This window comes from Sphingosinicella sp. YJ22 (genome assembly GCF_011320075.1).
Taxonomy (GTDB): Bacteria; Pseudomonadota; Alphaproteobacteria; order Sphingomonadales; family Sphingomonadaceae; genus Allosphingosinicella.
This window is the reverse complement of the sequence record NZ_JAANPA010000001.1, coordinates 207,812-234,111: the sequence shown is the minus strand read 5'-3', so window position 1 is coordinate 234,111 and position 26,300 is coordinate 207,812. Positions and strand designations below refer to the sequence as shown.

The 26,300-nt window shown below is 68.4% G+C and carries 33 protein-coding genes; 18 read left to right on the top strand and 15 right to left on the bottom strand.

Annotated elements, in window-relative coordinates; translation table 11 throughout:
- A partial coding sequence (locus G7B71_RS01220) for a TonB family protein (RefSeq protein ID WP_166037009.1) occupies positions 1 to 416 on the top strand: 416 nt, incomplete at its 5' end.
- Between the two features lie 9 nt (positions 417 to 425).
- On the opposite strand, the gene G7B71_RS01215 is transcribed toward G7B71_RS01220, so the two are convergent.
- A complete protein-coding gene (locus tag G7B71_RS01215) occupies positions 426 to 773 on the bottom strand; it encodes a hypothetical protein (RefSeq protein WP_166037008.1) in 348 nt (115 codons plus the stop codon).
- 203 nt (positions 774 to 976) lie between these two features.
- On the opposite strand from G7B71_RS01215, the gene G7B71_RS01210 reads away from it, so the two are divergent.
- Both G7B71_RS01210 and G7B71_RS01205 read left to right on the top strand, forming a co-directional pair.
- Entirely contained in the window at positions 977 to 1,159 is a 183-nt protein-coding gene (locus G7B71_RS01210) for a hypothetical protein (protein WP_166037006.1), read from the top strand.
- 20 nt (positions 1,160 to 1,179) lie between these two features.
- Complete coding sequence (locus G7B71_RS01205) at positions 1,180 to 1,674, top strand: hypothetical protein (protein ID WP_166037004.1); 495 nt, start codon at positions 1,180 to 1,182, stop codon at positions 1,672 to 1,674.
- A gap of 4 nt (positions 1,675 to 1,678) precedes the next feature.
- On the opposite strand, the gene G7B71_RS01200 is transcribed toward G7B71_RS01205, so the two are convergent.
- The 5 genes from G7B71_RS01200 to G7B71_RS01180 form a co-directional block, all read right to left on the bottom strand.
- Positions 1,679 to 2,029 carry a GFA family protein gene (locus tag G7B71_RS01200; protein ID WP_243406035.1) on the bottom strand — a complete coding sequence of 117 codons (351 nt, stop codon included), beginning with the start codon at positions 2,027 to 2,029 and terminating at the stop codon, positions 1,679 to 1,681.
- Positions 2,030 to 2,123: 94 nt separating this feature from the next.
- Positions 2,124 to 2,846 carry a hypothetical protein gene (locus G7B71_RS01195; RefSeq protein ID WP_166036999.1) on the bottom strand — a complete coding sequence of 241 codons (723 nt, stop codon included), beginning with the start codon at positions 2,844 to 2,846 and terminating at the stop codon, positions 2,124 to 2,126.
- Between the two features lie 114 nt (positions 2,847 to 2,960).
- A complete protein-coding gene (locus G7B71_RS01190; protein ID WP_166036997.1) occupies positions 2,961 to 3,833 on the bottom strand; it encodes an NHL repeat-containing protein in 873 nt (290 codons plus the stop codon).
- On the bottom strand, positions 3,830 to 4,636 hold the full coding sequence (locus G7B71_RS01185; RefSeq protein ID WP_166036995.1) for a phosphatase PAP2 family protein: 807 nt from the start codon (positions 4,634 to 4,636) through the stop codon (positions 3,830 to 3,832). The genes G7B71_RS01190 and G7B71_RS01185 overlap by 4 nt, the downstream gene beginning before the upstream one ends.
- 49 nt (positions 4,637 to 4,685) lie before the next feature.
- On the bottom strand, positions 4,686 to 5,555 hold the full coding sequence (locus tag G7B71_RS01180; protein ID WP_166036993.1) for a hypothetical protein: 870 nt from the start codon (positions 5,553 to 5,555) through the stop codon (positions 4,686 to 4,688).
- Between the two features lie 56 nt (positions 5,556 to 5,611).
- Here G7B71_RS01180 and G7B71_RS01175 point away from each other — a divergent pair, with 56 nt between their 5' ends.
- Together G7B71_RS01175 and G7B71_RS01170 are read left to right on the top strand one after the other, a co-directional pair.
- Positions 5,612 to 8,212 (top strand): UvrD-helicase domain-containing protein, encoded by a 2,601-nt coding sequence (locus G7B71_RS01175; RefSeq protein ID WP_166036991.1) that lies wholly within the window; start codon positions 5,612 to 5,614, stop codon positions 8,210 to 8,212.
- A gap of 9 nt (positions 8,213 to 8,221) precedes the next feature.
- The gene (locus G7B71_RS01170) at positions 8,222 to 9,064 is read left to right on the top strand and encodes a hypothetical protein (protein WP_166036989.1); all 843 of its coding nucleotides are present in this window, start codon (positions 8,222 to 8,224) and stop codon (positions 9,062 to 9,064) included.
- Positions 9,065 to 9,441: 377 nt separating this feature from the next.
- On the opposite strand, the gene dcm is transcribed toward G7B71_RS01170, so the two are convergent.
- The gene (gene dcm, locus G7B71_RS01160; protein WP_166036984.1) at positions 9,442 to 10,602 is read right to left on the bottom strand and encodes a DNA (cytosine-5-)-methyltransferase; all 1,161 of its coding nucleotides are present in this window, start codon (positions 10,600 to 10,602) and stop codon (positions 9,442 to 9,444) included.
- 151 nt (positions 10,603 to 10,753) lie between these two features.
- Here dcm and G7B71_RS01155 point away from each other — a divergent pair, with 151 nt between their 5' ends.
- A complete protein-coding gene (locus G7B71_RS01155; RefSeq protein ID WP_166036982.1) occupies positions 10,754 to 10,984 on the top strand; it encodes a hypothetical protein in 231 nt (76 codons plus the stop codon).
- Positions 10,981 to 11,202: an STAS/SEC14 domain-containing protein gene (locus G7B71_RS15820; RefSeq protein ID WP_347708435.1), complete on the top strand. Its 222-nt coding sequence runs from the start codon at positions 10,981 to 10,983 to the stop codon at positions 11,200 to 11,202. Before G7B71_RS01155 ends, G7B71_RS15820 begins: the two co-directional genes overlap by 4 nt.
- A 22-nt stretch (positions 11,203 to 11,224) precedes the next feature.
- On the opposite strand, the gene G7B71_RS01145 is transcribed toward G7B71_RS15820, so the two are convergent.
- From G7B71_RS01145 to G7B71_RS01130, 4 genes are all read right to left on the bottom strand, one after another.
- Positions 11,225 to 11,410 (bottom strand): hypothetical protein, encoded by a 186-nt coding sequence (locus G7B71_RS01145; RefSeq protein WP_166036980.1) that lies wholly within the window; start codon positions 11,408 to 11,410, stop codon positions 11,225 to 11,227.
- Between the two features lie 73 nt (positions 11,411 to 11,483).
- Positions 11,484 to 11,633, bottom strand: coding sequence for a hypothetical protein (locus tag G7B71_RS01140; protein ID WP_166036978.1), 150 nt, complete (start codon positions 11,631 to 11,633; stop codon positions 11,484 to 11,486).
- Positions 11,630 to 11,875 (bottom strand): hypothetical protein, encoded by a 246-nt coding sequence (locus tag G7B71_RS01135; RefSeq protein WP_166036976.1) that lies wholly within the window; start codon positions 11,873 to 11,875, stop codon positions 11,630 to 11,632. Before G7B71_RS01135 ends, G7B71_RS01140 begins: the two co-directional genes overlap by 4 nt.
- The gene (locus G7B71_RS01130) at positions 11,872 to 12,099 is read right to left on the bottom strand and encodes a hypothetical protein (RefSeq protein WP_166036974.1); all 228 of its coding nucleotides are present in this window, start codon (positions 12,097 to 12,099) and stop codon (positions 11,872 to 11,874) included. Before G7B71_RS01130 ends, G7B71_RS01135 begins: the two co-directional genes overlap by 4 nt.
- A 362-nt stretch (positions 12,100 to 12,461) precedes the next feature.
- Here G7B71_RS01130 and infA point away from each other — a divergent pair, with 362 nt between their 5' ends.
- Both infA and G7B71_RS01120 read left to right on the top strand, forming a co-directional pair.
- On the top strand, positions 12,462 to 12,725 hold the full coding sequence (gene infA / locus G7B71_RS01125; RefSeq protein ID WP_166036972.1) for a translation initiation factor IF-1: 264 nt from the start codon (positions 12,462 to 12,464) through the stop codon (positions 12,723 to 12,725).
- Positions 12,726 to 12,969: 244 nt separating this feature from the next.
- Entirely contained in the window at positions 12,970 to 13,179 is a 210-nt protein-coding gene (locus G7B71_RS01120; protein WP_166036970.1) for a hypothetical protein, read from the top strand.
- Positions 13,180 to 13,414: 235 nt separating this feature from the next.
- Here G7B71_RS01120 and G7B71_RS01115 read toward each other — a convergent pair whose 3' ends face one another.
- The gene (locus tag G7B71_RS01115) at positions 13,415 to 13,741 is read right to left on the bottom strand and encodes a UrcA family protein (protein WP_166036968.1); all 327 of its coding nucleotides are present in this window, start codon (positions 13,739 to 13,741) and stop codon (positions 13,415 to 13,417) included.
- A gap of 275 nt (positions 13,742 to 14,016) precedes the next feature.
- Here G7B71_RS01115 and G7B71_RS01110 point away from each other — a divergent pair, with 275 nt between their 5' ends.
- Genes G7B71_RS01110 through G7B71_RS01090 form a run of 5 tightly spaced genes read left to right on the top strand, consistent with a single transcriptional unit; the run spans position 14,017 to position 17,161 of the window.
- Positions 14,017 to 15,099, top strand: coding sequence for a helix-turn-helix transcriptional regulator (locus G7B71_RS01110; protein ID WP_166036967.1), 1,083 nt, complete (start codon positions 14,017 to 14,019; stop codon positions 15,097 to 15,099).
- A 37-nt stretch (positions 15,100 to 15,136) separates the two neighbouring features.
- Complete coding sequence (locus G7B71_RS01105; RefSeq protein ID WP_166036965.1) at positions 15,137 to 15,619, top strand: GreA/GreB family elongation factor; 483 nt, start codon at positions 15,137 to 15,139, stop codon at positions 15,617 to 15,619.
- Complete coding sequence (locus G7B71_RS01100; RefSeq protein ID WP_166036963.1) at positions 15,616 to 15,795, top strand: hypothetical protein; 180 nt, start codon at positions 15,616 to 15,618, stop codon at positions 15,793 to 15,795. Before G7B71_RS01105 ends, G7B71_RS01100 begins: the two co-directional genes overlap by 4 nt.
- A gap of 14 nt (positions 15,796 to 15,809) precedes the next feature.
- Positions 15,810 to 16,262, top strand: a complete 453-nt coding sequence (locus G7B71_RS01095) for a YaiI/YqxD family protein (RefSeq protein WP_166036961.1) — start codon at positions 15,810 to 15,812, stop codon at positions 16,260 to 16,262.
- A gap of 38 nt (positions 16,263 to 16,300) precedes the next feature.
- On the top strand, positions 16,301 to 17,161 hold the full coding sequence (locus G7B71_RS01090) for a pirin family protein (protein ID WP_166036959.1): 861 nt from the start codon (positions 16,301 to 16,303) through the stop codon (positions 17,159 to 17,161).
- A 3-nt stretch (positions 17,162 to 17,164) separates the two neighbouring features.
- On the opposite strand, the gene G7B71_RS01085 is transcribed toward G7B71_RS01090, so the two are convergent.
- From G7B71_RS01085 to G7B71_RS01075, 3 genes are all read right to left on the bottom strand, one after another.
- A complete protein-coding gene (locus tag G7B71_RS01085; protein ID WP_166036957.1) occupies positions 17,165 to 17,365 on the bottom strand; it encodes a hypothetical protein in 201 nt (66 codons plus the stop codon).
- A gap of 167 nt (positions 17,366 to 17,532) precedes the next feature.
- Positions 17,533 to 19,716, bottom strand: coding sequence for a M3 family metallopeptidase (locus G7B71_RS01080; protein ID WP_243406034.1), 2,184 nt, complete (start codon positions 19,714 to 19,716; stop codon positions 17,533 to 17,535).
- A 100-nt stretch (positions 19,717 to 19,816) separates the two neighbouring features.
- Positions 19,817 to 21,409, bottom strand: coding sequence for a methyl-accepting chemotaxis protein (locus G7B71_RS01075; protein ID WP_166036953.1), 1,593 nt, complete (start codon positions 21,407 to 21,409; stop codon positions 19,817 to 19,819).
- A gap of 462 nt (positions 21,410 to 21,871) precedes the next feature.
- Here G7B71_RS01075 and trpD point away from each other — a divergent pair, with 462 nt between their 5' ends.
- Genes trpD through trpA form a run of 4 tightly spaced genes read left to right on the top strand, consistent with a single transcriptional unit; the run spans position 21,872 to position 26,289 of the window.
- On the top strand, positions 21,872 to 22,933 hold the full coding sequence (gene trpD / locus G7B71_RS01070; RefSeq protein ID WP_166036952.1) for an anthranilate phosphoribosyltransferase: 1,062 nt from the start codon (positions 21,872 to 21,874) through the stop codon (positions 22,931 to 22,933).
- Positions 22,926 to 24,335, top strand: coding sequence for a bifunctional indole-3-glycerol-phosphate synthase TrpC/phosphoribosylanthranilate isomerase TrpF (gene trpCF, locus G7B71_RS01065; protein WP_166036950.1), 1,410 nt, complete (start codon positions 22,926 to 22,928; stop codon positions 24,333 to 24,335). The genes trpD and trpCF overlap by 8 nt, the downstream gene beginning before the upstream one ends.
- A complete protein-coding gene (gene trpB / locus G7B71_RS01060; protein ID WP_166036948.1) occupies positions 24,326 to 25,501 on the top strand; it encodes a tryptophan synthase subunit beta in 1,176 nt (391 codons plus the stop codon). Before trpCF ends, trpB begins: the two co-directional genes overlap by 10 nt.
- Positions 25,498 to 26,289 carry a tryptophan synthase subunit alpha gene (trpA, locus tag G7B71_RS01055; RefSeq protein WP_166036947.1) on the top strand — a complete coding sequence of 264 codons (792 nt, stop codon included), beginning with the start codon at positions 25,498 to 25,500 and terminating at the stop codon, positions 26,287 to 26,289. Before trpB ends, trpA begins: the two co-directional genes overlap by 4 nt.
- The last annotated feature ends 11 nt before the right edge of the window (positions 26,290 to 26,300 follow it).

The window sequence follows — 26,300 nt, the reverse complement described above, 5'->3', positions numbered from 1 at the left end:
GCAGCGGCGGCTTCGGCACCGGGACGGGCAGCGGCCGCTATGGCGGCGGCCCCGGCGGAGGCGGGGGTGGCGGCGGCAACGGCGCCGGCTGGGCAGTGACCCCGCCGCGCCGGGTCGCGGGCGACCTCAGCATCGACGACCTTCCCGAGGCGCTCCGAGCCGCCGGCTTCCGCGGCGACGTCGAGGTGCGCTACCGGGTCGAGGCCGACGGGCGCGCCACCGGCTGTCGCCCGATCCGCTCCAGCGGCAGGCGTCTCGTCGACGAGACGACCTGCCGGCTGATCGAGCGCCGATTCCGCTTCCGTCCCTCACGCGACGCCGCCGGCCGGCCGACCTCCTCCTTCATCGAGGAGAACCACTATTTCGAGTCGGAGGGCGACTTCATCCCTCCGCCGCCACGGCGCCGCGGTTGGTAGTTCCGGAGCTTACTGGATGTCGAATGCGGTGATCCGGCCGTCGGCGCGGAAGTCGCAATAGAAGCCGCGCTGCTGCCAGCCGCCATTGACCGCGACCGCGCCGTTCACGCGGAGCGTGTCGCTGCGCACCTGCTGGACGCTGTTGACGCGGACCTGGCCGTAGCGCTGGGCCTGGTTGGCGCAGGTCTCGACCGCGGCTTCCTGGAAGCTCGGGCCGCCCTGGCCGTAATAGCCGCTGCCGCGATTGGGATTGAGCACGCTGCCGAGCACCGACCCGAACGGATCGTTGCCATAGGCCGTGCACCCAGCGAGCGTCAGCGAACCGAGTAAGGCAATTGATAACGCAGATTTATTCATCGGGGATCTCCATCGACACGAGTTCCCGTCAACGCCCGCTCTCACGCTGCGGACTGGGGTAACGGCCGACCTTCCTCAACCGTTCCCGATCCGCCCCGGGGGCCGGGTTTCCGGTCTGTAACGCCGGCGGCTTCATCGCGCGCCGGGCGAAGTTCGTCGCCGCCGCCTCGCCTGCCGCGATCCGATCAGTCACAATCCGCTCCATGTCCCGTCACGCCACCCACGAAAGCGAAATCGAACGCGTCGCCCGCATGATGGCGGCCGGCGCCGGCCTCGCCTGGGACCGGCTCGACACCTACCCAGGCTATTTGCGCGGCTACTGGCGCAGCGAAGCGCGGCTGCTGCTCGGCCGTATCGCTGCGGGCGACTTGCCAGGCCGCGCCTGATCCAACGGAACCGACACCATATGTACCTGACCGGCGGCGATGACCGCTCCCCCGGCGCCGCCGACGATGCCGCCGCCCTCGCCACCGAGCCCGACACGTTCGCGGCCTTGTGGGCCCTGCTCCGCCATGACGACGTTGCCGTACGCAGCCGCGCCGCCGACGCCGCCGAGAAGGCGACACGGGAGCGCCCCGAGCTGCTCCAGCCCTACAAATGCGATCTCATCCATCCGGTGCTGGAGGACGGAACGCCGGAATTGAGCTGGCACTTGCTGCCGATGGCGGCGCGCCTCGAGCTCGACTCGAACGAGGCGGCGCGGCTGATGCGGCGTCTCCAGGACGCGGTGCTCAACAACCCCAACGAGATCGTCCGCGCCGAAGCCCTTGCCGCCGCCTTCGGCCTCGCCGCCCGCCACCGCCGCATGCTGCCGCGCGCGCGCGACCTCGCCAGGCACGCTCAATGCTGCGGCTCGCCCGCCCTCGCCGCCCGCGCGCGAAACCTCGTCGCCGGCGGCTGATTCCTCAGCCGGGGTAGCGCTCGAACGCCGGCAGGTCGGCAAGCCGGGTCATATAGCCTAGCCGCTCGGCGGTCTGGATATGGACGCCGGGCGACGCCGCCTCCGGGTCGTCGAACGTGCCGGCCTGGATGTCGACGAGACCCGGCAAATTGGCTTCGTTGATGTAGAACAGCCCGGTCCCGCAGGCCGGGCAGAATTGCCGCCGGCCATGCTCGGACGAGGCATAGGTGGTGAGCTTGCCGTCGACCTCGAGCTGGTCGCCCTTCACCGCCGCCCAGGCCACCGCCGGCGCCCCGGCATGGCCGCGGCAGTCGCTGCAATGGCATAAGGCGACATGCACGAAATCTCCCGACACGCGATAGCGCACCGCCCGGCAACGACATCCGCCTTCCATCGATCGATCCCCTTTTGTTCTAATTTTCGGGCTATGTCACGTACTGGCGGAGCGATCAAGCGACGGCGGGTTGACGTGGCAGTTCCGCCGGTCGCGAAGCCACCGCGTTGAAGCGCACCGCGGTGGCGCAGGCGGCGGCGAGGCACAGCATGGCGAGCTCGCCGCTGTCCTCGACGAAATCGAAGCCCAGCCGCGCCGCCTGGGCATCGGCGACGATGTGCGAGACGAAATCCATCGCCACCCCGAAGCCCGCGCCGACTGCGATCGGGACCATCACGCACAGGACTCGCGCGGCGGCGCCCGGCGCGCTCGCGCGGATCGCGGCGCTGAGCAGGACGACGATCGCGGCCGCCGCCACGGCGAAGACGATCAGCTCGCCGAGATCGGCGGCGCGCTCGCCCGCAATCCCCTCAAGCAACGGCGCGAGCGCGGCCCCCGCTGCCTCGTGAAGGGCCAAGGCGTTGTCGAGTGTCAGCCACAGGAAGGTCGCGGCCGCGGCGGCGAAGGCCGGCGCCCGCTCGCGCCGCCACAGCTGGTACATCCAGACGGCCGCGCCGAGGGTCAGCGCATATTCGAACCATTCGGCGAGCGCGCCTTCCTCGGACAGGTTGAGCTGCCAAGGCAGCATCTCGCCGTCGATCCGCGCGTAAATGTAGGCGGCGTCGAGTCCGATGAGGAAGGCGGCGCAAGGCAGGATCAGGACGAGGGCGAGTAGGAACGCGCGCGAGCCCGCCTGGGAGCGGCATTCGGAAATGGTGGCTCGGATGAGCGGCGGCACGACTCGGACCCTCCTCTGTTCGGGCCGTAAAATCTCACGAAATCAGGGAGGCCGGGTTAATCCGGCGACGCTTTCTCCGCGCCGTCCCGATCCGGGCCGGCCCCGCGCCACGGGTTAACGCGTCCGCGCCAGCCTCAGGATGTAGCCGCGCCGCTCGTCCTCGCCGGCGCGCACCGACACATAGAGCCCGCCGGCGCCGTCGCTCGTGATGCCCTGGACGTTGGCGAGCGCGCCGACGAAGGCCGCGATCGGCGCCAGCCCCGCCTCGGGCGTGTAGCGGTAGACCAGTCCATGATCGCTGTCGGTGATGAACAGAGCGCCGTCGATCCAGGCGATCGACTCCGGCGAGAAGCCCTCGCGCCCGCTGATAGGCGCGGTGATTCGGCCATCGCTCGTGCGCAGGTACAAGGTCGCCGCCTCGTTGTCGGCGATGTAGAGATTGCCCTGGCCGTCCAGCGCGAGGCTTTCCGGCTTGGCGATCCCCGCCTCCGGCCCGACCAGCTCGGCCATTCGCCCGTCCGGAGCGATCGCCGCGATCCGGTGCGCCTCGCCGTCGCCGACCAGGAGCACGCCCGCCGGCGTGATCGCCAGCCCCTCGGTCGACGGCAGCCGGCGCTGCGGCCCGGCGACCACCGCCACCCGCCCGTCCGGCGAGATCCGCCGAACCCCACCGATATTGTCGTCGGTGACGTAGAGGTTGCCCGCCGCGTCGCGGACGATGTCCTCGGGCGACGACAGCCCGTCCCGGGCGTCCGCCAGCGTTTCGGCGTGCTGCCCCGGCGCCCAGCGCCGCACCGCCACTCCGGCCTCGTCGGCCATGAACAGCGTGCCGTCGTGCCACAGCAGCCCGTCGACCGCGACGATTCCCACGCTCTGGTCCGCCGCCAACTCCAGCCGGTAGCCGGGATCGAGCATGACCACGCGGCCCTCCTCGTCGCCGCAGCCCGCGATCAGCAGCGCGGCGGCGATGGCGATCAGCCGCCTCACGCCCCGCCCCCAAGAACGCCGCTGACGAGGTCGCGAAGCCGCTCCATCGTCTTCATCGGCCCCGCCGCCTCGATCAGCAGCAGGAACAGGATCGCCGCGGTCGCGCCCTGCCAGCGCTGCGACCAGCGCAGCAAAGCAGGGTCGAGCCGCTTGGCGAAGCGCGCGCCGACGAACTGAAGCGTCACCAGCAAGGCGGCCCCCGCCGCCGCGCCGACCACGATGTCCGACAGCCAGTGCATGCCGACCGCGACGCGCAGCCCCAGCACCACAAACGCCGTCCACAACAAGGCCAGCACCCCCGCCAGCCGGCACGCGAGAAAGATGCCGAGCGCCATCGCGACGTAAATGGCGGCATGGTCGCTCGGGAAGGCGTCGAAATCGTTGCTCGTCGGCCGCCCCTGGCGAAGCGCCTGGGCGCGCGCGGCAAGCTCGCCGGTCTGCAGCAACCGCACCTCAAGCCGCGGCGATTCCACCAGCTCCCCGCCGCGAAGCACATAGCCCGGATGAGCGAGTACCACCGGCCGAGGCTCCATCGCCCCTTCCGAGAAGATCTTGGTCACCGGCGCGATCAGGAACACCGCGAGCAGGGTGATTGCCAACACCCGTCGCCGCACCTCGACCGGCCTGCCGCGCAGCCGGTACCAGGCGAACAGGAACAAGGCCCCGAGCGGCCCCGCCTTCACCACCGGGCTCTCCAGCGCCATCGCCATCAAACTGTCCAGCGCCCACGACCGCGCCACGATCTGGTTCGCCGCCACGAACACCGCCTGGTCGATCCCCGAAAATGCCGAAAGCGCGCTCATCGCCGCGCCCTCTACCCTCCGACCGGTTAAGGCGGCGCTAGCGACCCGATCAGGTCAGGCGGGCGCTGAGCGAGCGATCGTCGCTTTTGTCTGTGGAAGATAGCCGGGACGCCGCTTCCCGCCCTTCGGCGCGGAACGCCCGCGACATCAGCGACAGGCTGAGGAGATAGCCGACGATTGCGCTTCCACCATAGCCGACCAGCGGCGTGGGATAATTGCCGAGAGCCGCAGCCGCGAGAATGGCCAGCCACACCGCCCCAAACGCCAGGCCGACCGAACGCTGCGGCGCGCCCGCAACCGCCGGGATCAGAAGAAGGACACTTCCGGCAACCACGGCCAGGCCGGCGACGGGCTGAACATCGAACGAGGAATAAAAGACCTGGTCGACCCAGGGCATCGCCGGGAGATTGTCTGCCTGAAGCAGGGTCGCGATCAAGCCCGCCGCCGCCACAACGAGCGCGATCAGCACCCATGGCTCACGCCTCGACAGGGCGACGGCCGCGATTCCCGCCGCGAGCGCGCCGGCCATGCCTCGGTCGGGCTGGAGCGCGAGGCCCAGCGCCGCGATCGTCACCCCGACAGTCCCCGCCGCATCGGGCCTGCGCGCGAACAGGACGACCATCGCCGGGATCACGATCAGACTCACCTGCAGATTGAGCGGCCCCAGCGGGACCCAACGGGCCGCCCCCTCCACCGGCGTGCCGAGCAAGGCGGTCGCCACCAGTGCCAGCCCGAGCGCCGGAAGCACCGCTCCCTCCGCACGTCGCAATTGCCACTTCGGCATGACGATCGTCGCATAGGCCGCCAGCCCCACTGCCAAGGCGGCAAGATTGATCGCGATGTGGCGCGCCGGCGCTCCGGCTAGGGCGAGATAGAGGATTCCGAGCCCAACCGCTCCAGCCGCGCAGGCCAGACCCACGAATTCCGGTTCCCTCACCGCCCTCATCATCGCCGATTTCCTCCTTGTGTTTCCGGATGATCCGTCATCCGCAGCGAATTGAAAAGCGCGATGATGAAGCCGCCCGGCGCTTGCCCCGGGCGCCCTCGTTCCCTAGCTGTTCACGGGTGACCGACCTCCCAACTCCCGCCCCCGACGCCCCCTACCTCCGCGGCCTCAACGACCCGCAGCGCGACGCCGTGCTCACCACCGAGGGCCCGGTGCTCGTCCTCGCCGGCGCCGGCACCGGCAAGACCGCGGCGCTCACCGCCCGCCTCGCCCACCTCCTCTTCACCCGCAAGGCGTGGCCCTCCGAGATCCTCTCGGTCACCTTCACCAACAAGGCGGCGCGCGAGATGCGCGAGCGCGTCGGCCGCCTTGTCGGCCAGGCGGTCGAGGGCATGCCCTGGCTCGGCACCTTCCACGCGATCGGCGCCAAGATGCTCCGCCGCCACGCCGAGCTGGTCGGGCTCCAGAGCAACTTTACCATCCTCGACACCGACGACCAGCTGCGGCTGCTCAAGCAGATCATCGCCGCCAACAATCTCGACGAGAAGCGCTGGACGCCGCGCGCCCTCGCCGCGCTCATCGACCGCTGGAAGAACAAGGGCTGGACCCCGAAGGACGTCGACATCGGCGAGGCGGAGGCATTCGCCCACGGCAAGGGCGCCGCCCTCTACCAGCAATATCAGGACCGCCTGCGCACGCTGAACGCCTGCGACTTCGGCGACCTCCTCCTCCACATGCTGGTGATCCTGAAGACGCACCGCGACGTCCTGGAGCTCTACCAGCAGCGCTTCCGCTACATCATGGTCGACGAATATCAGGACACCAACTCAGTCCAGTATCTCTGGCTCCGGCTCCTCGCCCAGGAGCGCAAGAACATTTGCTGCGTCGGCGACGACGACCAGTCGATCTACTCCTGGCGCGGCGCCCAGGTGGAGAACATCCTGAAGTTCGAACAGGACTTCCCCGGCGCCAAGATCATCCGCCTCGAGCAGAATTACCGCTCCACGCCCCACATCCTCGGCGCCGCCTCGGGCGTCATCGCCAACAATGCCGGCCGCCTCGGCAAGGCGCTGTGGACCGAGGTCGATCAGGGCGACAAGATCCAGGTCGTCGGCGTGTGGGACGGCCCCGAAGAAGCCCGCCGCGTCGGCGAGGAGCTGGAGGCCATGCAGCGCCGCGGCGAGAGCATCGCCGGTGCCGCCATCCTGATCCGCGCCCAGTTCCAGACCCGCGAGTTCGAGGAGCGCTTCATCTCCATCGGCATGCCCTACCGAATCGTCGGCGGCGCCCGCTTCTACGAGCGGATGGAGATCCGCGACGCGATGGCCTACCTCCGAGTCATCGCCCAGCCCGCCGACGACCTCGCCTTCGAGCGTATCGTCAACACCCCCAAGCGCGGCCTCGGCGACAAGGCCGTCGCCAACATCCACCAATACGCCCGCGCCCAGGGCATCCCCCTCTTCCAGGCGGCCGCCGAGATCGTCGGCACCGACGAGCTCTCAGGAGCCGCCCGCAAGTCCCTCGCCAACCTCGTCGCCGATTTCGCGCGGTGGCGCGGCATGCTGGGCGTCAGTTCCTCCCTGTCGCGGAGCGATGGGGAGGGGGACCATCTGCTGCAAGCAGATGGTGGAGGGGTAACCCCCGACTCCGCCACCGCCCCGCGCGGCGGCCTCCCCCACGCCGAGCTCACCCGCCTCATGCTCGACGAATCAGGCTACACCGCCATGCTCCAGGCCGACCGAAGCGCCGAATCCGCCGGCCGGCTCGAAAACCTCGCCGAGCTCGCCCGCGCCATGGAGGAATATGAGACCCTCGGCGCCTTCCTCGAGCACGTCGCACTCGTCATGGACAACGACGCGGCCGCCGACGAGGACAAGGTCACGATGATGACCGTCCACGCCGCCAAGGGCCTGGAGTTCGACACCGTCTTCCTCGCCGGCTGGGAGGAAGGCGTGTTCCCGTCGCAGCGCGCACTCGACGAAGGCGGCAACGCCGCGCTCGAGGAGGAGCGCCGCCTCGCCTATGTCGCGATCACCCGCGCGCGGCGCCGCTGCATCATCCTCCACGCCGCTAACCGCCGAATCTACGGCCAGTGGACGAGCAGCATCCCGAGCCGCTTCGTCGCCGAGCTCCCCGAGGAGCACACCGAGCAGGAAACCACCCTGACCGGCGGTGAGTCCCTGTGGCGCGCCAACTGGAGCGAGCACGCCGACCCCTTCGCCAATGTCGGCCGAAGCGGCACGAGAGGCCCTGGCTGGCAACGCGCCGCGGGCCAAAGCCCCTCTCCCCTTCAGGGGAGAGGAACGTCGCGAAGCGACGGGGAGAGGGGGAGTCAGTACGGCGGCAACTACCAGGCCTTCTCCGACCGCGTCTCCGCCAGCACCGAAGCCTTCCGAGCCGCCCAGGCCCGCTCCCGAGGCGCCACCACCCACACGCTCCCGGTCGAATCTCGAGCCAGCGCCGTCAGCCTCGGCAACCCCGGAAGGTCAGACCTGGAGCTGGGCCAGCGCGTCTTCCACCAGAAATTCGGCTACGGCACCATCGCCGAGATCGAAGGCAACAAGCTCGAAATCGACTTCGAGCAGGCGGGCAGGAAGCGCGTGCTGGATAGCTTTGTGAGTGTCGGCTAGCATCAAGGCATGCATGGCCTCGATATCCTCGTCAGATCGCTGAGCGCAGCAAAGATTTCGGACAAGCACGGCAACGAGTGGCAGTATCACTCGCGTAGCGATCGTCATTCAAAGATTGCTTGTTGGGGGATCTTGTTCGATCTTCTCGCATCGACGCCCCTTCTTCGCCGGCATGTGTCGGCCGGGGCCATCGGCTTCGGCATCAATCATGAGATTCGAGACTTCGTCCACGATCGAAAGAAAGATCTCGATCTCGTTCTGTGCACACCGAATGGCGCGCCCTTGAAGACCACCTTCGCAGACCTTGCGGCGACTTACGGCATAGAACTGACCGACCAGGAGCGCGGGATCCTGTCATCGTTACCAGCCCTCCATCGGACGCCTGTCGGTGCGGTAGTGATGGCCCTTGAAGCAAAGGCGTGCATGACCGCCCACCAAAGGGCATTGCCCCGCCTGTACGATGAGCTCAACTCGTCTCATCAAACAGTTCATGGCTCCAGCGAGCAGGCGATCGCTGTCGGTTTTGCGATGGTCAATTCCGCATCGGTGTATCTCAGCCCAGATCTCAACAAGGCACACCGCGCCAACCATCCGGAATGGAGCAAGCACAAGCAGCCTCGCGACGCCATATTGGCGGTCGAGAAGGTCAAGCAGCTTCCGCGCCGGTCCAAGCCAGGCGATCAGGGATATGATGCGTTTTCCATCGCGGTGATCGACATGCAGAACGACGGCACAGTCGCTTCTCTGATTCAGGAGCCACCCGCCCCCGCGATTGGCGACATTTATCACTATGACACGATGATCAGGCGCCTGTCAGGAATCTACGCCACTCGTTTCAAGGATCTCACGTAGCTTCGTCTCAATGTTGGCGCGCTGACATTCCCATACTACGGCAACTCTAAACCCCCGCCGGCGCAACTCGACGACCGCCTTCGCGTCGCGCTTCCGGTTGCGCCGGAACTTATCAGTCCAGAAATCGCGATTGGCCTTTGGCACCGTTGCTCTCCCGCAGCCAGTGTGATGATGCCAAAAGCAGCCATTCACGAAGATAGCCCACCGTCTGGACTTGTTGGCAAAATCGGGGCTGCCGGGTAAATCCTTGACATTCTTGCGGTAGCCAAGGCGACGAGTCCTAAGCACTTGCCCGACGTGACGTTCAATCTTCGAGCCACTCTTTTTGAGGGCCTTCATCCGGGCAGAGATCTGGGGACTACTCGGCTGTGCGCGCATTACTCTGCGGCGATGGCGTAAGCCGGAACAACTGCCTCTACATCAGCAAGATGCTTCCTCAGTCGATCGCAGAAGCCGTCGGGAAACCGTAACTTCGCGCGTTCAGTACGAGACAGGAAACCACGCGTGGCCCGTGCCGAAAGTGGCTTTCCGGGGTATTGAAGGAACTTCGTCAATGGCGCTCGATCGCGCCAAACCGGATAATCGCTGATCTCCACGGCATGTCGAGCATGTCCGTCAAAGCGCGCCGCTCTCGGCCAGCTCTTCAATCGATTGAGTTCGAAGTCGCGCCTTAAGTCATATTCGCCCGGTGTCTGTAAGCGACCGCCCAGCCACTCAGCGACGGGTACGCTCACTGCATTTCCGACAAGCGACCACCGAATGGAGGGCTTTGCGACGCTCTCGGCTGCCGCTGTCCAGCCCGACGAGAAGCCTTGCAGACGTTCGGCATCTCGGATGTCGGGCGTTATGACGCTACCGTCGGGGAGCAAAATCGCCGGGGGTGACGCAATGCCGACGGTTGAGCCATTCTTCAGCGTGGGAATAGAATCCACAGCCCAGCCCAGGCCCCTCACCCCTTCGGTCCAATAAAAACCGTGTGCGCGAATGTTGAGATCGGTCTCAGGAATAATTGGCTGTGCTTCGTCGGCGAGGATGACCGTAGCGGGATCTACGTCGGAAGTGGTCGCTACGAACAGGACACGCTCTCGCCGCTGCGGCAAGAAGCTGAGCGAGTTCACAACCCTATAAGCCCAACGGTATCCCCTTGCTTCGAATGCCTCGGTTAGAACCCGCATCGCCCGCCCGGCCTCAAGGCGTAGCATGAACGAGACGTTTTCCAGAACGACCCATGGCACATCATTGTCGTCAATGAGCCGGAAAATCTCTCCAACCAGCCCCGAGCGCGCCCCGCCGATACCAGAAGTGAGACCTGCTTGACTTAGATCCTGGCAAGGGAACCCACCAACGAGCAACTCAACCTCGCTCGGGAGTGATCGGAGTTCACGGACGTCGCATTCCAGCGGGACATCGGGCATATGTGCTGCGAGCACTGCACGCGCAGGTTCCCAAATCTCGCAGAGCATAGAGGTCTCATGACCCGCACGAGCGAGGCCAGTCTCAAGCCCCCCGATACCAGCAAACAGGCCGACGATCTTCAACTAGCCCTCCCGTGCCGATTCGATTCGGCAGCATAGTAGATCATGGCCACGTTTAGTTCCACCTCTGTTCTCACTGGTGCGAGACCGCTTTATTCCTGCTGCAATGGCCCGAGACCGCCGTAAGATCGACTCAAAATGTGAGGCGACCTCCATGCTCACCATCACTCCGCTCTCCCCTCGCGCCGTCAAGATCGTCGCAGGAGGCCGGTTCACCGGCGCGGACATGGGGCCGGCACTCGATCGCATGGCGCAACTGCTCGACGAGATGCCGCGGATGGACATCCTCGCCGACGTGCGCGGCTCGCCCAGCATCGCCTTGTCCGCGATCGGCGAGGAGATGCGGCGCTTCCCGCTCGTGTTTCGGATGATCCGACAGGCCTGAGCGGTTGCGAGGCAGGTGAATCACCTGCCGGCCCGGCAAGCGCGACCACAAGGAAACTCCGCGTCGCCATCGTCGCTGACGAGCATTGGGTGCGCGTCGCCTCGCGCATTGAGAGCGCGCTCATCCCGGGGGTCCATTACGAAGTCTATGACCGCGAGCACGCCGTCCACGCCCGCGCCTGGCTCCTCCGCCAGACCGACGACCCCCGCCCGCGCTGAACGCGAGTCCTAGGCGTCCGGATCAGCGCCGGCGACGGCGGCGCCTGCGCCCGTCGTCGTCGTCACCATCATCGTCGTCATCGTCCCCGCCGTCGCAGCCCGCGACCAGCAAGGCCGCCGCGCCCAGCATCACGCCGGTCAGCAGTCCCCGCCGGCTGACCCCCCGGCCGCCCTCGCCGTCGAAAGCCTGTGCGTCGTCCCGCTCCATGCCGACTCTCCTCTCCGAGGCCGGCCATCCTACACCGCGCCGCGCCGCGCGAGCACCCTCTTCGACGCTCGCGTCACTTCCGCCCGCTTAGCCCCCAGGGCATGCCCGGAAGCTTGACCATTTCCCGCCCGCACAAGGTGCAGCGGCTGACGAAGTGGCCGCCTTCCCAATGGCTGTAGGGCACGTCGACGACATGGCGCCCGAACAGGCTGTGGAGGCTCACCGTCCCGGCCTCGACGCCGCGGCCTCGTCAGCGATCGCCGCTTCCGCCGCGGCGAGGCCGTCGTCGCTGGCGACCGCCAGGTCGATCGGCCGGCCGCCGAGGCCGTCATGATGGGTGTTGAGGAACGTCCGCACCGACGCCAGGTCGGCGAGCGCGGCCTGGGCCACGTTGACGATGCGGCCTTGGCGGATCATCTCCTCGCGGGTCAGCCGCGGCGCATTGCTCTTCTTGAAGCGGTTCATCGCGCAGCCTCCGACGTCTCGCCGCCGGGCGCCCGTGCGATGCGCGGTGGCAACGGAAGAGCGGCGCAGACTTCGCCGGTCGGCGTCGCGCCGGCGCTCTGCGCGGCCATGATGCTGTAGAGCCCCGCCATCTCGTAATGGACAAGCCGCGTTTCCGCGGCCTCGGCGCCGCGCGCCATGCCGAGCGCCAATCGCTGGCGCTTCAGCCAATATTTCTGTTCCATGGGGTACACCTTCTCTGTGCAGGCGAGAGCACGGAGGTCTCTCTGTCACAGGCGGCCTGCCGACCAAGTTCAGGTGATGACCTGAATATAGGCGCTGGGATCGTAAATAACCACCAATGGCGGCGTCCGACCCTGGCGGCGATGCGGTCGCATTCCGGCCGCCGCATCGCTCAGCCGCCGCATTCATTGCTTTTTCACCCACAATCCCCCATATCCCTCCTGCTGACGTCGCTGGCGACGGGTCCCGCGCGCCTCTTTTCCGAGGCCGCTCTTCCCCACTCATGGCTGACGGCTCCGCGCCGCATCTGCGTGCGCGGACATATTCATCGCGCCGTATGGCGCGCCGCAAACGGGAGCCAAAGATGGCCAAGGAAGAATTGCTCACGCTCGAGGGGCAGATCGACGAGATCTATCCCGACGGCCGCTTCGGTGTGATGCTCGACAACGACCATCGCATCATCGCCTACACCGCCGGCAGGATGCGGCGTTTCCGCATCCGCTCGGTCGTGGGCGACCGAGTCCATGTCGAGATGACTCCCTACGACCTCAGCAAGGGCCGGATCATCTTCCGCGAGCGCACGCCGGGCCAAGGGCCCGCTCCGCGCCGCCCCGGAGCGAAACGATAGACCCTTTTTTTGAAACAAATAGCGCCGCCATCCCTTCTATGAAGGGGCCGTGCGCCTTCAGGACTGACATGCAAACGACACAACGACCCGCACTCCATCCGCCTCTCGCGCTGCTTCGGCCGGCGCCGGTATCGAGGTCCACGCTTTCGCGGCACGAGCTGCGCCGCATCGTCGCCGACCTGATCGGCTGAACACCGCCCTCTCCGGTCCGCCGGGGAGGGTTGCTACATTTCGGAGACCGCCCATGAGCAGAGAAATCCCGAGCCCCTTCCTGATCGCCAAGAAGGATGACGGCGAATTCCACCTCACCGTTCGCACCACCCGCTACAACAGCTGGGGCTATCCGCTGACCGATTCCAAGCCGGTCGGTGAAAGCTTCAAGACCGCCGCCGCCGCCCGCGCTTATGCCAAGGAGCATTACGGCGCCGAAGCCGGCCAGTTCGCGTCCAAATAAAAACCCTCGCCCGACGGGAGAGGGAACGTCGTCGCTCGGCGGCGACCGGGTCAGGGCGCGGCCCGTGGGCCCTCGGTCAGCCCTTCCCGCGCGCACGGGGCCGCACCACGCGCGGCCCCGGCTCTCGCACCTTCTTTCTCGGTCTCAGCATTCCCCCCCTCCTGTGGCAATTGAAGACCGGCGCCGCCCTCTCCCCAGCTGACGGCGCCGGTTCCCCCCTTCCCGCGTCGTGGGGTCAGCGCGAAGCGAGGCTGACGCCGTCGGCCTGGGCCTGGGCGATCGCCACCCGGGCGCGGCCGCGGGCGAGATACATCGACTCGCGGAAGCAGCGGCGCTGCCGGACCCACTCACCGAGGTCGCTGTTCTGGCCGCTGACCTGGCAGATGCGGCGCGCCGCCGCCCGGATACGACCGTCGAGCGCGGCCTGGCCCGACGGCGTCCGCAAATTGAGATCGGCGTAGCTGACCGGCTCGCTGACATGAGTCGACTGGGCCTGCGCATTGCTGGCAGTGAAGAAAATGGCGGCGCTCAAGATGGCGACCGGCACGATAGTCCTGTTCATGACATTCTCCCGTTTCGTCTGTGCCGGCCGGCGTCCGCGAACCCCCGCATCGGCGGACCGACTTCCTCTCATCTATGCCGATTCGTTTTGGTCCACATCGGACGTTTGTCCGACATCTTCGTCGTACGTTCGTCGGTATTCGTCGCACGCCCAACGGGTTATCCGCGTTTTTGAGCTATCGGCGGGAGCGACAGGTGGCGCCGAGCGACGGCCGCATGCTATGCACGAAGGCACGGCTCGCGGTCGCGTACGGTTTGTCAAAGGGGAATGCCCCGATGCACGGCGACGGACAGGACAAGGTCGTATCCCTGATCTACGAGGCGGCGCTCAACGGCGAGCGCTGGACCGATGCGGTGCGCGCGGTGGCGGCGATCACCGGCTCGTCGCAATGCGTGCTCCACTTCTTCGACCAGACCGGCCTCAACGGCGGCCTCGCCCCGATGATGGATCCGGAAGCGGTCGCGTCCTACAAGGAGCGGTGGCGGCAATATTCGCCGCACTGGCGCCACGCCGTGCTCTATCCGGTCGGCCGGATCTTCGATTTCGACGACCGCGAGGAACGCGAGACGATCCGCCACACCGCCATCTACAATGAATGGTGGGCGCCGCAGGGGCTCGGCTTCGGAATGCGCGGCGCCAATCTCGTCGCTGACGACGAAGGCACGGTCATGGCCTCGGTCTACAAGCCGCGCGGCGAGGAGTTTTCAGGCGACGAGCGCCGCCGCTTCGACGGTCTCGTCGACCATCTCGTCCGCGCCGTCGAAATCCACCGCCGCCTCCGCCTCGCCCAGCTCGCCGCGGCGCAGGGGGCCGACTCGGCGCAGTCGGGCTTCCTCGTCGTCGACCGGCGCGGGCGGCTGCTGTCGGACGACGGCCCGACCTGCGCCAGCCTCGCCGAAGCGGGCTTGCTGGTATCCGACGGAGCGCGCCGGCGGCTGCGCACCTTCGACCGCTCGCTGGAGCGCCTCATCGCCGGCAACGGCCATGTCTCCGGTGGCAGCTGCGAGTTGATGGGCGACGACGGCGTGCTTCTCCGCTTCACCGTCGTCCCGGTCCATGGCGAAGCCGAGGCCGCGCCGCACTGGCTGCAGATCGACCAGCCCGCCGCGCTCGTCCATGTCGCAGTGCCCGAGGCGCAGCGCCGCACCCGTATCCAGCGCCTGATCGAGTTCCACCGCCTGACCCGCGCCGAAGCCGACGTCGCGGTCGAGATTGCCCGCGGCGACGGCCGCGCCGCGGTCGCCGAACGGCTCGGAATCCGCGAGACGACAGTGCGCAGCCACTTGACCGCGATCTTCGACAAGCTCGGAGTCCACCGCCAGTCGGAGCTGGTCAACCTCGTCGCCGGCCCGCTTTGACGCTTCCGTTCCGGGCTCGGCAAAGGCACAGGGAGCCATGAGCGTAGCCTTCCGCCGCGAGAGCGATGAGGAGCATCTCGAGCCCAAGTTCGAGCTGCCGATCCCGCCCGGTCCCAATTTCGTCACCCCGCGCGGCCTCGCGCTGATCCGCGCCCGCCTCGGCGAGCTCGAGACCGCCGCCTCGACTGAGGCGGACGACGAGGCGCGCAAGGTCATCGAGCGCGACGTGCGTTACTGGCGCACCCGCCTCGCCACGGCGGAGCCGGCGCCGCCGCCAGCCGCGGGCGAAGCCGGCATCGGCAGCCAAGTCACCTTCCGCCTTGCCGGAAAGGAACGCCACGTCGCTATCACCGGCCATGACGAGGCCGATCCCGACGCCGGCCTGATCGCCTTCTCCGCTCCGCTCGCACGCGCCTTGATGGGCGCAGCCGCCGGCGACTTCGCCGACTTCAACGGCCGCGAGGAGGCGATCGAAATCATTTCGGTCGAGCCGGACGAGCGTGTAGGCACGACGGCATGAGCGAACGCTTCGAACGACACCGCCAGCCCTGGAAGCAGGAAGAGATCGCCAAGCTTCACGCCCTCGCCAAGAAGGGCCAGTCGCTGAAGAGCATCGCCAAGGCCCTCACGCGAAGCGAGGAATCGGTGAAGGACCGGGCCAAGGCCGACGGCCTCTCGATCTCCAAGCTGCGCTAGTCCGCGCCCGCTCGATGCCCCGCATCCTGGTCGACGCAGACGCCTGCCCGGTGAAGGAGGAGATCTACAAGGTCGCCTTCCGCCGCGAGGTGCCGGTCGCGATCGTCAGCAACCAGCGCATCCGCATACCCGACCATCCGCTGATCGAGCGGATCACCGTTTCCGACGCCTTCGACGCGGCGGACGACTGGATCGCCGAGGCCGCAGGCCCGGACACTCTCGTGATCACCGCCGACATCCTGCTCGCCGACCGCGCGCTCAAGGCCGGCGCGACGGTGATCGCGCCGAATGGCAAGGCCTTCACGACCAGCTCGATCGGCGCCGCCATCGCCACCCGCGCGATCATGGCCGACCTGCGCGCCGGCGGCGACCAGATCGGCGGCCCGGCACCCTTCGCCAAGGCCGACCGCTCGCGCTTCCTGTCGGCGCTCGACGAAGCCCTGGTGCGGATCGGGCGGCGGCGGTGACCCTGGCGGCGCGCGGTTGGACCGACTAATTCGGCGCCATGACCGTTCGCGAGCTGATCCGTTCACACGCTGCCTATCGCGACGACATCGGCGATCTCGTCACCCGCCGCCCGCTGCCCGGCCCCAACCTGCCGCTGCTCGACCCGTTCCTGTTCCTCAACCACCACGGCCCGCAGCGCTATCTGCCCAACAATGAAGGCCTGCCGTTCGGCCCGCATCCGCATCGCGGCTTCGAGACGGTGACGTTCATCCTGGACGGCAGTCTCGCCCACAGCGACACCGGCGTCCATGAGAGCGTGATCGACGCCGGCGGAGTCCAGTGGATGACCGCCGGCTCGGGCCTCATCCATGCCGAGCTCTCCCCCGCTTCATTCAAGCGCGACGGCGGCGACATGGAGATCCTCCAGCTCTGGCTGAACCTGCCCGCGCGCCTCAAGATGACCGCGCCGCGCTACACCGGCGTGCAGCGACCCGACATCCCCGCGATCGAGCTGGCCCCGGGCGCGACCGTCGACCTCATCTCCGGCGCGCTCGGCGGCACGAGCGGTCCGATCGCCTCGCTGACCGATACCTTCATGAGCGTCGTTCGCCTCGCGCCGGGGGCGGAGGCCGTCCTCCCCGCCCCGGCCGGGCGGACGGTCTTCCTCTATGTCGTCCGCGGCGAGGCTAAGGTTGCGGGGTCGCTGGTCCCGCAATGGCATCTCGCCCAGCTCGGCGACGGCGACGAGGTCCAGCTGACGAGCCGGGACGGCGCGACGCTCCTCTACGGCCATTCCGCGCCGCTGGGCGAGCCGGTCGTCGCCCACGGCCCGTTCGTCATGAACACTCGGGAAGAGATCGCCCAAGCGATCCAGGACTATCAGGACGGCCGGTTCGGCGATCCGGCCGCGCTTGGCTGACCGCTAGAGCGGGAACGCCGCGCCGACGGTGACGCGCAAGCTGCCGGACGCGCGCGGCGGCGCTTGAGACTGGTCGAGGCTCACCAGTGACAGCTGGCCGCTGCGCTCCCCATGCCGCGAGCATGCGCGCGCATCTGCGGCCAGCCCGGCAAGCGCCGGAACGGCAACGAGGCCAAGGCACAGGGCAGGCAGTCGCAGGCGCATCTTCAATCCCCTTTTGGAGTCGCGCCAACCTCTAGACAGCCGCGAACAGGCGCGGGCCTGCGCTTCGGCGAACCACCGCAGAGCTTCGACAAGTGGCTGGATGGCTGCCCCAAAAGGAAAACGGCGCCCGGTTTCCCGGACGCCGCTCTCATTCTCGCCTTGTGTGCTTAGCCGCGTTCGCCGGAGCGGCGCGGCGGCTGCGCCGGCTGGGTCGTGCCGGTCGGAAAGCCGCGCTTGCGCAGAAGCGCCGCCACGTCCGGGTCGCGGCCACGGAACTGGCGGTAGGCCTCGGCGCGGTCGATCACGTTGCCGGTCGACAGCAGGGTGCGGGCGAAGCGCTGAGCGGTCGCCGGATCCCACACGTTGCCGGCCTCCTCGAACGCGGCCCAGGTGTCGGCGTCCATCGTCTCCGACCACAGGTAGGAATAATAGCCGGCCGAGTAGGCGTCGCTCGAGAACAGGTGATTGAACTGCGGCAGGCGGTGCCGCATCACCAGCTCGCGCGGCATGCCGAGGCTCGCCAGCGTCTCCCGCTCGAACGCGTCAGGATCGGTCACCCCGTCGGGCCGGGTGTGCATCGCCATGTCGACCAGCGCCGACGACAGATATTCGACCGTCGCGAAGCCCTGGTTGAAGGTGCTCGCCTGCTGGATGCGGTCGACCAGAGCCTGCGGCATCGGCGCGCCGGTCTGGTAGTGACGCGCGAAGCGGGTCAGGATCTCCGGAGTCAGCAGCCAGTTCTCGTGCACCTGGCTCGGATATTCGACGAAGTCGCGCGGTGTGCCGCCAAGGCTCGGATAGCGCACGTCCGACAGGAAATAGTGGATGGCGTGGCCGAACTCGTGGAACAGCGTCTCCGCGTCGTCGATGCTGAGCAGCGCGGGCTGCCCGGCTTCCGGCTTGGCGAAATTGTTGTTGTTCGAGCCGAGCACGATGTCGTTGCCGAGCAGGCCCGAGCGCGAGCGGTAGGTCGTCGCCCACGCGCCGGAGCGCTTGCCGGTGCGGGCATAATTGTCGGCATAGAACACGCCGACATCCTCGCCCGCCTGGTTGGTGACGTGATAGGCCTTCACGTCCGGATGCCAGGTCGGCACCTGCCCGGTGATCTCGCGGAACTGGAGCCCGTAGAGCTGCCCCGCCATGTGGAACATGGCCTGGGTCATGTTGTTGAGCTCGAAATAGGGCTTGATCTCTTCCTGGCTGAGATTGAACCGCTGCTTGCGGATCTTCTCCATATAGTAGCGATAGTCCCACGGCTCGATCGTGATGTCGTGACCGAGGCTGCGCGCCATCGCCTGCTGCTCGGCGACCTCCTCGTTGACCCGGGCGACCGCGGCCGGCCACACGCGCATCATCAGCTCCTGGGCGCGCGCCGGGGTGCCCGCCATCGTGTCCTGCATGCGCCACTCGGCATGGTTGGCGAAGCCGAGCAGGCGGGCGCGCTCGGCGCGCAGCCGAACAATCTCGCGGATCGTGGCGTTGGTGTCGTTGGCGCCATTATTGTCGCCGCGATTGACGAAGGCCTGCCACACGCGCTGGCGAAGCTCGCGGTTGTCGGCGAAGGTCAGCACCGGATCGACCGCCGAGCGCGTGTTGATGATCGCAAACTGGCCGGCCGGCAGGCCGCGCTCGCGCGCCGCCGCCGCGGCGGCCGCCTTCACGTCGGCGGGGACGCCGGTGAGGTCGGCTTCGGTCACCGCGATATGGGTGCTCTCGTCGGCGAGAACCTTCTCGCTGAACTGGGCGAACAGGGTCGCGAGCTGCTGGTTGTAAGCCGTCAGCTGCTGCTTCTGCTCGGGATTGAGGTTGGCGCCGCGGCGGACCATCGACTCGTAGAGCCGGGTGACGACTCGCTGCTGCTCGGCGCTGAGGCCGGCGCTCTGGCGGCCGTCATAGACCGCCTTCACGCGGTTGAAGAATTGCGGGTTGAGGACGATCTCGTCCGACGCCGCGGACAGGCGCGGGCCCCATTCACGCTCGAGCCGCTGATAGTCCGGGGTCGTCATGTTGCTGGTCATGACTCCGAACACCGCCTGGACTCGGCCGAGCCGCTCGCCGGAGCGCTCATAGGCCTCGATGGTGTTGGCGAAGGTCGGCGCGGCGCGGTTGTTGACGATCGCGGCGATTTCGGCGCGGCGCTCCGCGATCGCGGCCTCGAAGGCCGGCGGGAACATGTCGGGACGGACGCTTCCGAACGGCGGCACGCCGGCATAGGGACCGGTCCAGTCGGCGAGCAGCGGATTCTGAGCCGGCTGCGCGGCGCTTCCGGAGGTCTGCGCGGTGGCGGGGAGAAGGGTCACGACGCCGCTGATGGCGATCGCAGCGGCACTGGCGAGAAGAATGGGCTTCAATTCAGGCTCCGCAATTTGAAGGGGGAATGTGGCCATTTCCTACACAGACGCGCCTGAACCTCAAGCAACTGTTGTGTTCAGCTAAACCACAGGATGCGGGTCAGGCGGCCTTGAGGCTCCCGACGAAGCTCTGGGTTCGGCTGAGCAGCTTCTGGGCGTCGCCGACTAGGACCGCGGTCGCCTCGCTGAGCCCGTCGGCGGCGTCCGACGCCTGGTCCGAGGCGCCGGCGACGCTGGCGGCGCTGCCCTGGAGGTCGGTGGCGAGCGAGGCGGCGACGCCGGCATAATGCTGGATCGACCCGATCGCCGCGCCCTGGCTGGCGACAGCCTGCTCGACCGCGAGGGCGACCTCGTCGACCGACTTGAAGCTGTCGCGCATGCTGGCGACGATGGCCGCGGTATTGGCCACGGCGCCGGTGATGTCGCCGATCTGCTGGCGCACCCGCTCGGTGGCGTCGGTGGTCTGCTGGGCGAGCGCCTTCACTTCGCCGGCGACGACCGCGAAGCCGCGGCCGGCCTCGCCCGCGCGCGCCGCCTCAATGGTGGCGTTGAGGGCGAGCAGATTGGTGCGCGATGCGATCTCGGCGATGGTCTGCACGACCGATTCGATTCCGGCGACGCTGTGGACGAGCGCAGCGAAGCGGTCGTCGGCGCTGCGCGACAGCTGCTGCACCTGGCCGGTGATCTCCTCCTGCTCGCGGATTCGCGATTCGACGGCGGCGAGCGATCGTCCGAGCGCCTCGCTGTGGCCGATCAGCTCGGCGGCGCCGGTATCGGCCTTGCCCGCCCGCGCGACCAGCTCGGCCACTTCCTGGTGGCTCGCCTGGCTGCTCTCGGCGAGGGTCGCGGCGGCGATCCTCGCCTGCTCCGCCGCGGCGGCGAGACCGGTGATCATCTCGACCACGGTCGATTCGAACTGGCTGGCGATCGCGCGCATCGCGGCGCGGCGCTCGCGCTCGCTCTCGGTCCGCTGCGCGCTGGCTGCTTCCTCGCGTTCGGCCCGCGCGCGCAGCTCCTCGGCCTGCTTCTCGGCAGCCGCCCGCTCGCGCTCGGCGGCGGCATTGGCGAGCGCGACGCCGGCGTCGAACTGGGCGGTGAAGACATGCGCCTGGGCCATCACCGACCGCCCGAGAAGGACGGCGTAGATCGACAGGAACGCGAAAACTTCGACCGGGACCGACGACTCGAAGGAATAGAGCCCGCACACCACCACGCTCGAAGCGAGAAATGCGAGGCTCGCGCCGGGAATGGCGGCGTAACGCAGCGCGCCGACCGCCATCACCGCCGCCATGATCGCGATGATCAGGATCACCTGGTCGCGGTCGGCATAAAGACCGGCGACCGACAGGAACAGGAACCAGCCGAGCGCCACCATCGCCGCCTCAACGATGATTCCGCGGGCATAGGCGGCCGGGCGGTCGATCTTCCAGCCGTCGCGGAGCAGCCGATACCAGCGCCACATCACCGCGCTGGCGATCGAGACGTGCACCGCCCCGGCGGCGGCTATCATGGCGAAGTTCGCATTGTGTCGAAGCGAGAAGCTCATGCTGCCGATCACCAGCAAAGTGACCGCCCAGGTCAGCGGATAGGCGCGGAAGATGAAGCGGAGCTGCGCGAGGACGAGGTCCGCGGGCGCTTCCTGGCGCCTCGCCTCTCCCTCCCGCCTCAATCCGATCCTGTCCAAAAGCTTCATCAACACGCCCGTCGCAATCATCTGCGAGAATCGGCTAGTCCTTTCTGGTTAAAGCGGATTTAACCCACGACCGGGAAATCCGCGCGGCTGCCTGCCGGGCGCGACGGCCAGCCGCAGCCCGGCATCTCGTTGCGGACGCCGCCATGACGTCATTCCGAGCGTGCCGCCGCACGGCAATCCGGCCTTCCTGATCATGGCGGGTTGACGCCGCCGCCATTGCCGCCATTTTATGGGGGCATGACCAACCGCGCCGCCTTCACCGATCGCGCTGCCGCTTCCGCGGCCGCCCCGGCGCGCGTCCATGGTCAGGCCTGGCATTGGTGGTGGAACGACTCCCCCCGGGCGGCCTTGCTCGAGCGATGGTGAACGCGGCTCTCTAAGAACCGTATCGACACCCGCAAAAGGCCCGCCCCCGGCGGGTTTTTTTGTGCCTTTTTCCGCGCTCTTCCAAGGACTTCCACCATGTATATCGATACCCGCATCAGCGCCGGCGTCGCGCTCCTCGATGCTCCCCAGCCCGCCGCCCTCCTCGCCCGGCTGTGCGGCGGACACTCGCTCGCTGCCGACGAATGCCAGGCCTTGTTCGAGGCACTGGTCGCCGGCGACCTCGGCGACACCGACATCGCGGCTCTCCTCATCGCGCTCAAGGTCAAGGGCGAGACCGGCGACGAGCTGATCGGCGCCGCCCGCGCGCTCCGCGCCGCCGCGCTGCCGTTCGAGCGGCCCGATTATCTGTTCGCCGACAGCTGCGGCACCGGCGGCGATTCCTCCGGCACGATCAACCTGTCGACCGCCGTCGCCTTCGTCGCGGCCGCCGCCGGCCTCCCCGTCGCCAAGCATGGCAACCGCTCGGTGACGTCGAAATGCGGCTCGGCCGACGTGCTCGAGCGGCTCGGAGTCCGGCTCGACGTCGATCCCTGCGTCTCCCGCCGGGCGCTCGACCAGATCGGCATCTGCTTCCTGTTCGCGCCGCATTACCATCCCGGCCTGCGCCATGCCGGGCCGGTGCGCCGGGCGCTCAAGGTGCGCACGGTGATGAACATGCTCGGGCCATGCGTGAACCCGGCCCGGCCGGGGGTGCAGCTGCTCGGAGTCGCCGATCCCGCCTTGCTCGAGCCGGTCGCCACCACCTTGATCGGCCTGGGGGTCACCCGCGCGATGGTCGTGCACGGCGCCGGGCTCGACGAAGTCGCCCTTCACGGCGACACGGACGCCGTCCACGTCCGCCAGGGTGTCGCCACCCGCGTGACTTTGAGCCCCGAGCAGGCCGGCATTGCGCGCGCGCCGCTGCAGGCGCTGGCTGGCGGCGGGCCCGAGGAGAATGCCGAGCGGCTGAAGGCTCTGCTGATGGGCTACGGCACCGCCGCCGAGAATGACGCGGTCGCGCTGAACGCCGGCGCGCTCCTGATGACGGCCGGTCTCGCCGCAACCCTGGCCGAAGGCGCCGACCTCGCCCGCCAGGAGCTCGCCTCGGGCCAGCCCTACCAACGTCTCAAAGCTCTCGTGGACATCACCAATGACTGACACCGTCTCCGTTCTCGACACCATCGTCGCCCGCAAGCGCGCGGACGTCGCCGCGCGCCTTTCGGGCACGTCGCTTTCCGATCTCCGCGCCCAAGCCGCGCCAACCAGCCGAAGCCTCGCCGCCGCCCTCACGCGGCCGGGCGCGCGCTTCATCATGGAGGTGAAGCGCGCCTCGCCCTCCGAAGGCCTGCTTCGCGGCGATGCCGACCCCGCTGCGCTGGCCCGCGCCTATGCCCCCGCCGCCGACGCGATCAGCGTGCTGGTCGACGAGCCCTTCTTCCGCGGATCCTACCGCGATCTGGAGGCGGTCCGCGCGGCCTATGACGGCCCGATCCTCGCCAAGGACTTCGTCATCGACCCGCGCCAGGTGCCGGAGGCGCGGATCCACGGCGCCGACGCCGTGCTTGTCATGCTGTCCGTGCTCCCGGATGAGGCCGCCCGAGCGATCATCGCCGAGGCCGAACGGCTCCGAATGGACGTTCTGGTCGAGGCGCACAACGAGATGGAGGTCCGCCGCGCGGTCGCCCTGGGCGCCCCGATCATCGGCATCAACAACCGCGACCTGAAGACCCTGCGAGTCGACCTCGCGACCACCGAGCGGCTCGCCCGGCTGGTGCCGCCAGACCGCCTGCTCGTCGCGGAATCCGGCATCGCCAACCGCACCGACGTGCAGCGCCTCGCCCCCTATGCCGACGCCTTCCTCGTCGGATCGTCGCTGATGAAGGCGCGCTGCCCCGCCCGCGCCGCCCGGGCCCTCGCCTTCGGCCGGGTCAAGGTCTGCGGGCTCACCCGTACCGCCGACGTCACCGCTGCGCTCGCCGCCGGCGCCACCTATGCCGGCTTCATCTTCGTCCCCGGCACGCCGCGAGCGATCACGCCGGGCCGCGCGCTTCCGCTCGCCGAGCTTGCCCAAGAGGCCGGCGGACGCACCGTCGGCGTGTTCCGCAACGCGCGGCTGATGGACGTCGCCCGAACCGCGCTCGACCTCGATCTCAGCGCCGTCCAACTCCATGGCGAGGAGGAGCGCCGCTACCTGCTCGGACTGCGCAACCTGCTGCCCGATGACGTCGAGATCTGGGCCGCCTGCGGTGTCGGCGTCGAGCTTCCGGAACGGATCGGCGCCGATCGCCTGCTGTTCGACACCGTCAGCGGCGGCCGCTCGGGCGGCACCGGCCGCGTGTTCGACTGGGGCCGGGTCGAGCGCCGCCCGGACCTGTCGCGCTCGCTCCTCGCCGGCGGCCTCAATCCCGGCAACGCCCGCGCCGCGGCTCGGCTCGGCGCCTGGGCGCTCGACGTCGGCTCCGGGGTCGAGGTCACTCCAGGACGGAAGGACCCGGCGCGGCTCGCGGCCTTCTTCGAGGCGCTACGCCCCGCCGCACGGATGGAGCTGGTATGCGCCTAGACGGCCGCTTCGGCGCCTTTGGCGGCGCCTATGTCCCCGAGATCCTGATGCCGGCGCTCGAGCAGCTCGAGGTCGCCTTTCTCGATGCGCAGGAGGATGAGGCGTTCGCCGCCGAGCTCGGCGCCCTCCTCGCCACCTATGCGGGGCGCCCGACGCCGCTGACTTTGTGCCGCAACCTCGGCACCGACAAGGCGCGCATCTATCTCAAGCGCGAGGACCTGCTCCACGGCGGCGCCCACAAGACCAACCAGGTGCTTGGCCAGGCCCTGCTCGCCCGGCGGATGGGCAAGACCCGGCTGATCGCCGAGACCGGCGCCGGGCAGCATGGCGTGGCGACCGCCCTTGCCGGGGCGCTGTTCGGTCTGGAGACGCGAATCTACATGGGCGCTCATGACGTCGAGCGGCAGAAGCTCAACGTCTTCCGGATGGAACTGATGGGCGCCGAGGTGGTGCCGGTCGAGAGCGGCCAGCGCGGCCTCAAGGACGCGATCAACGAGGCGCTGCGCGACTGGACCGCCAGCTTCGCCGACACCCATTACCTGCTCGGCACCGTCGCAGGTCCCCACCCCTTCCCGCTCATGGTCCGCGAATATCAGCGGGTCATCGGCCGCGAGGCGCGGGCTCAGATCCTGGCCGCTGAGGGCCGGCTCCCCGACGTGGCGATCGCCGCGGTCGGGGGCGGCTCCAACGCGATCGGCCTGTTCGCCGATTTCGTCGACGACGAAGGCGTGCGGCTGGTCGGCGTCGAGGCCGCCGGCAAGGGCCTCGACGGCGGCGAGCATGGCGCGACCCTGCTTCGCGGCCGGCCCGGAATCCTCCACGGGTCGGAGACCTACGTCCTCCAGGACGAGCACGGACAGATCAGCGAGAGTTGGTCGGTCTCGGCCGGCCTCGACTACCCAGCCGTCGGCCCCGAACATGCCTTCCTCAAGGACAGCGGCCGCGCTGACTATGTCGGGGTCACCGACCGCGAGGCGCTCGACGCCTTCGCCCTGCTCGCCCGCTCCGAAGGCATCATCTGCGCCTTCGAATCCGCCCATGCGCTCGCACATGCGCTCAAGGTCGCGGACCAAGTCACTGAGGAAACGATATTCGTGGTCAACCTCTCCGGCCGCGGCGACAAGGACATGGAGCAGGCCCAGCGGCTCCTCGGAGCCCTCGCATGACCGCCCGCTATGCCGCCATGTTCCACCGCCTCCGCCAGCGCGGCGAAGGCGCTTTCGGTGCGTTCGTGATGCTCGGCGATCCGGACCTTGAAACCAGCGCCCGCATCTTGGACCTGCTCGTCGACGCCGACGCGGACATGATCGAGGTCGGTATCCCCTTCTCCGATCCCGTCGCCGACGGGCCGACGATCCAGGCCGCTGCCGAGCGCGCGCTGAGCCAAGGCGTCACGCCGTCGCAATGCTTCACGGTGCTCGCCGCGTTCCGCCGACGCCACCCGGAGGTCCCGGTAGGAATCCTCACCTACGCCAACATCGTCTCAGCGCCCGGTCGCGACGCCTTCTACCGCGCCGCGGCCGAGGCCGGGGTCGACAGCGTGCTGGTGGCCGACGTTCCGGAGATGGAAGCGGCGCCGTTTGTCGCCTCGGCGATCGGCTCCGGCATCGCCCCGGTCCTGATCGCCGCCCCCAACACGCCGCGCCGGGCGCTAGCGCGCATCGCCCGAATGGGCCGCGGCTACACCTATTGCGTGGCCCGCAGCGGAGTGACCGGCGCCGAGCGCGCCATGGAGCTCGACCACGGCGCATTGCTCGGCGCACTCGCCGAACTGGGCGCGCCGCCCGCCGTGCTCGGCTTCGGCATCTCCACGCCCGACCATGTCCGAGACGCGCTTGGCGCCGGCGCCGCGGGAGTCATCAGCGGCTCGGCAATCGTGAAACTGGTGGAGTCAGGCGATTTGCCCGCGGTCAGCGCCTTCGTGGGCGAGATGAAGGCCGCCACCAGGGCCTAGCCGCTTCGGTT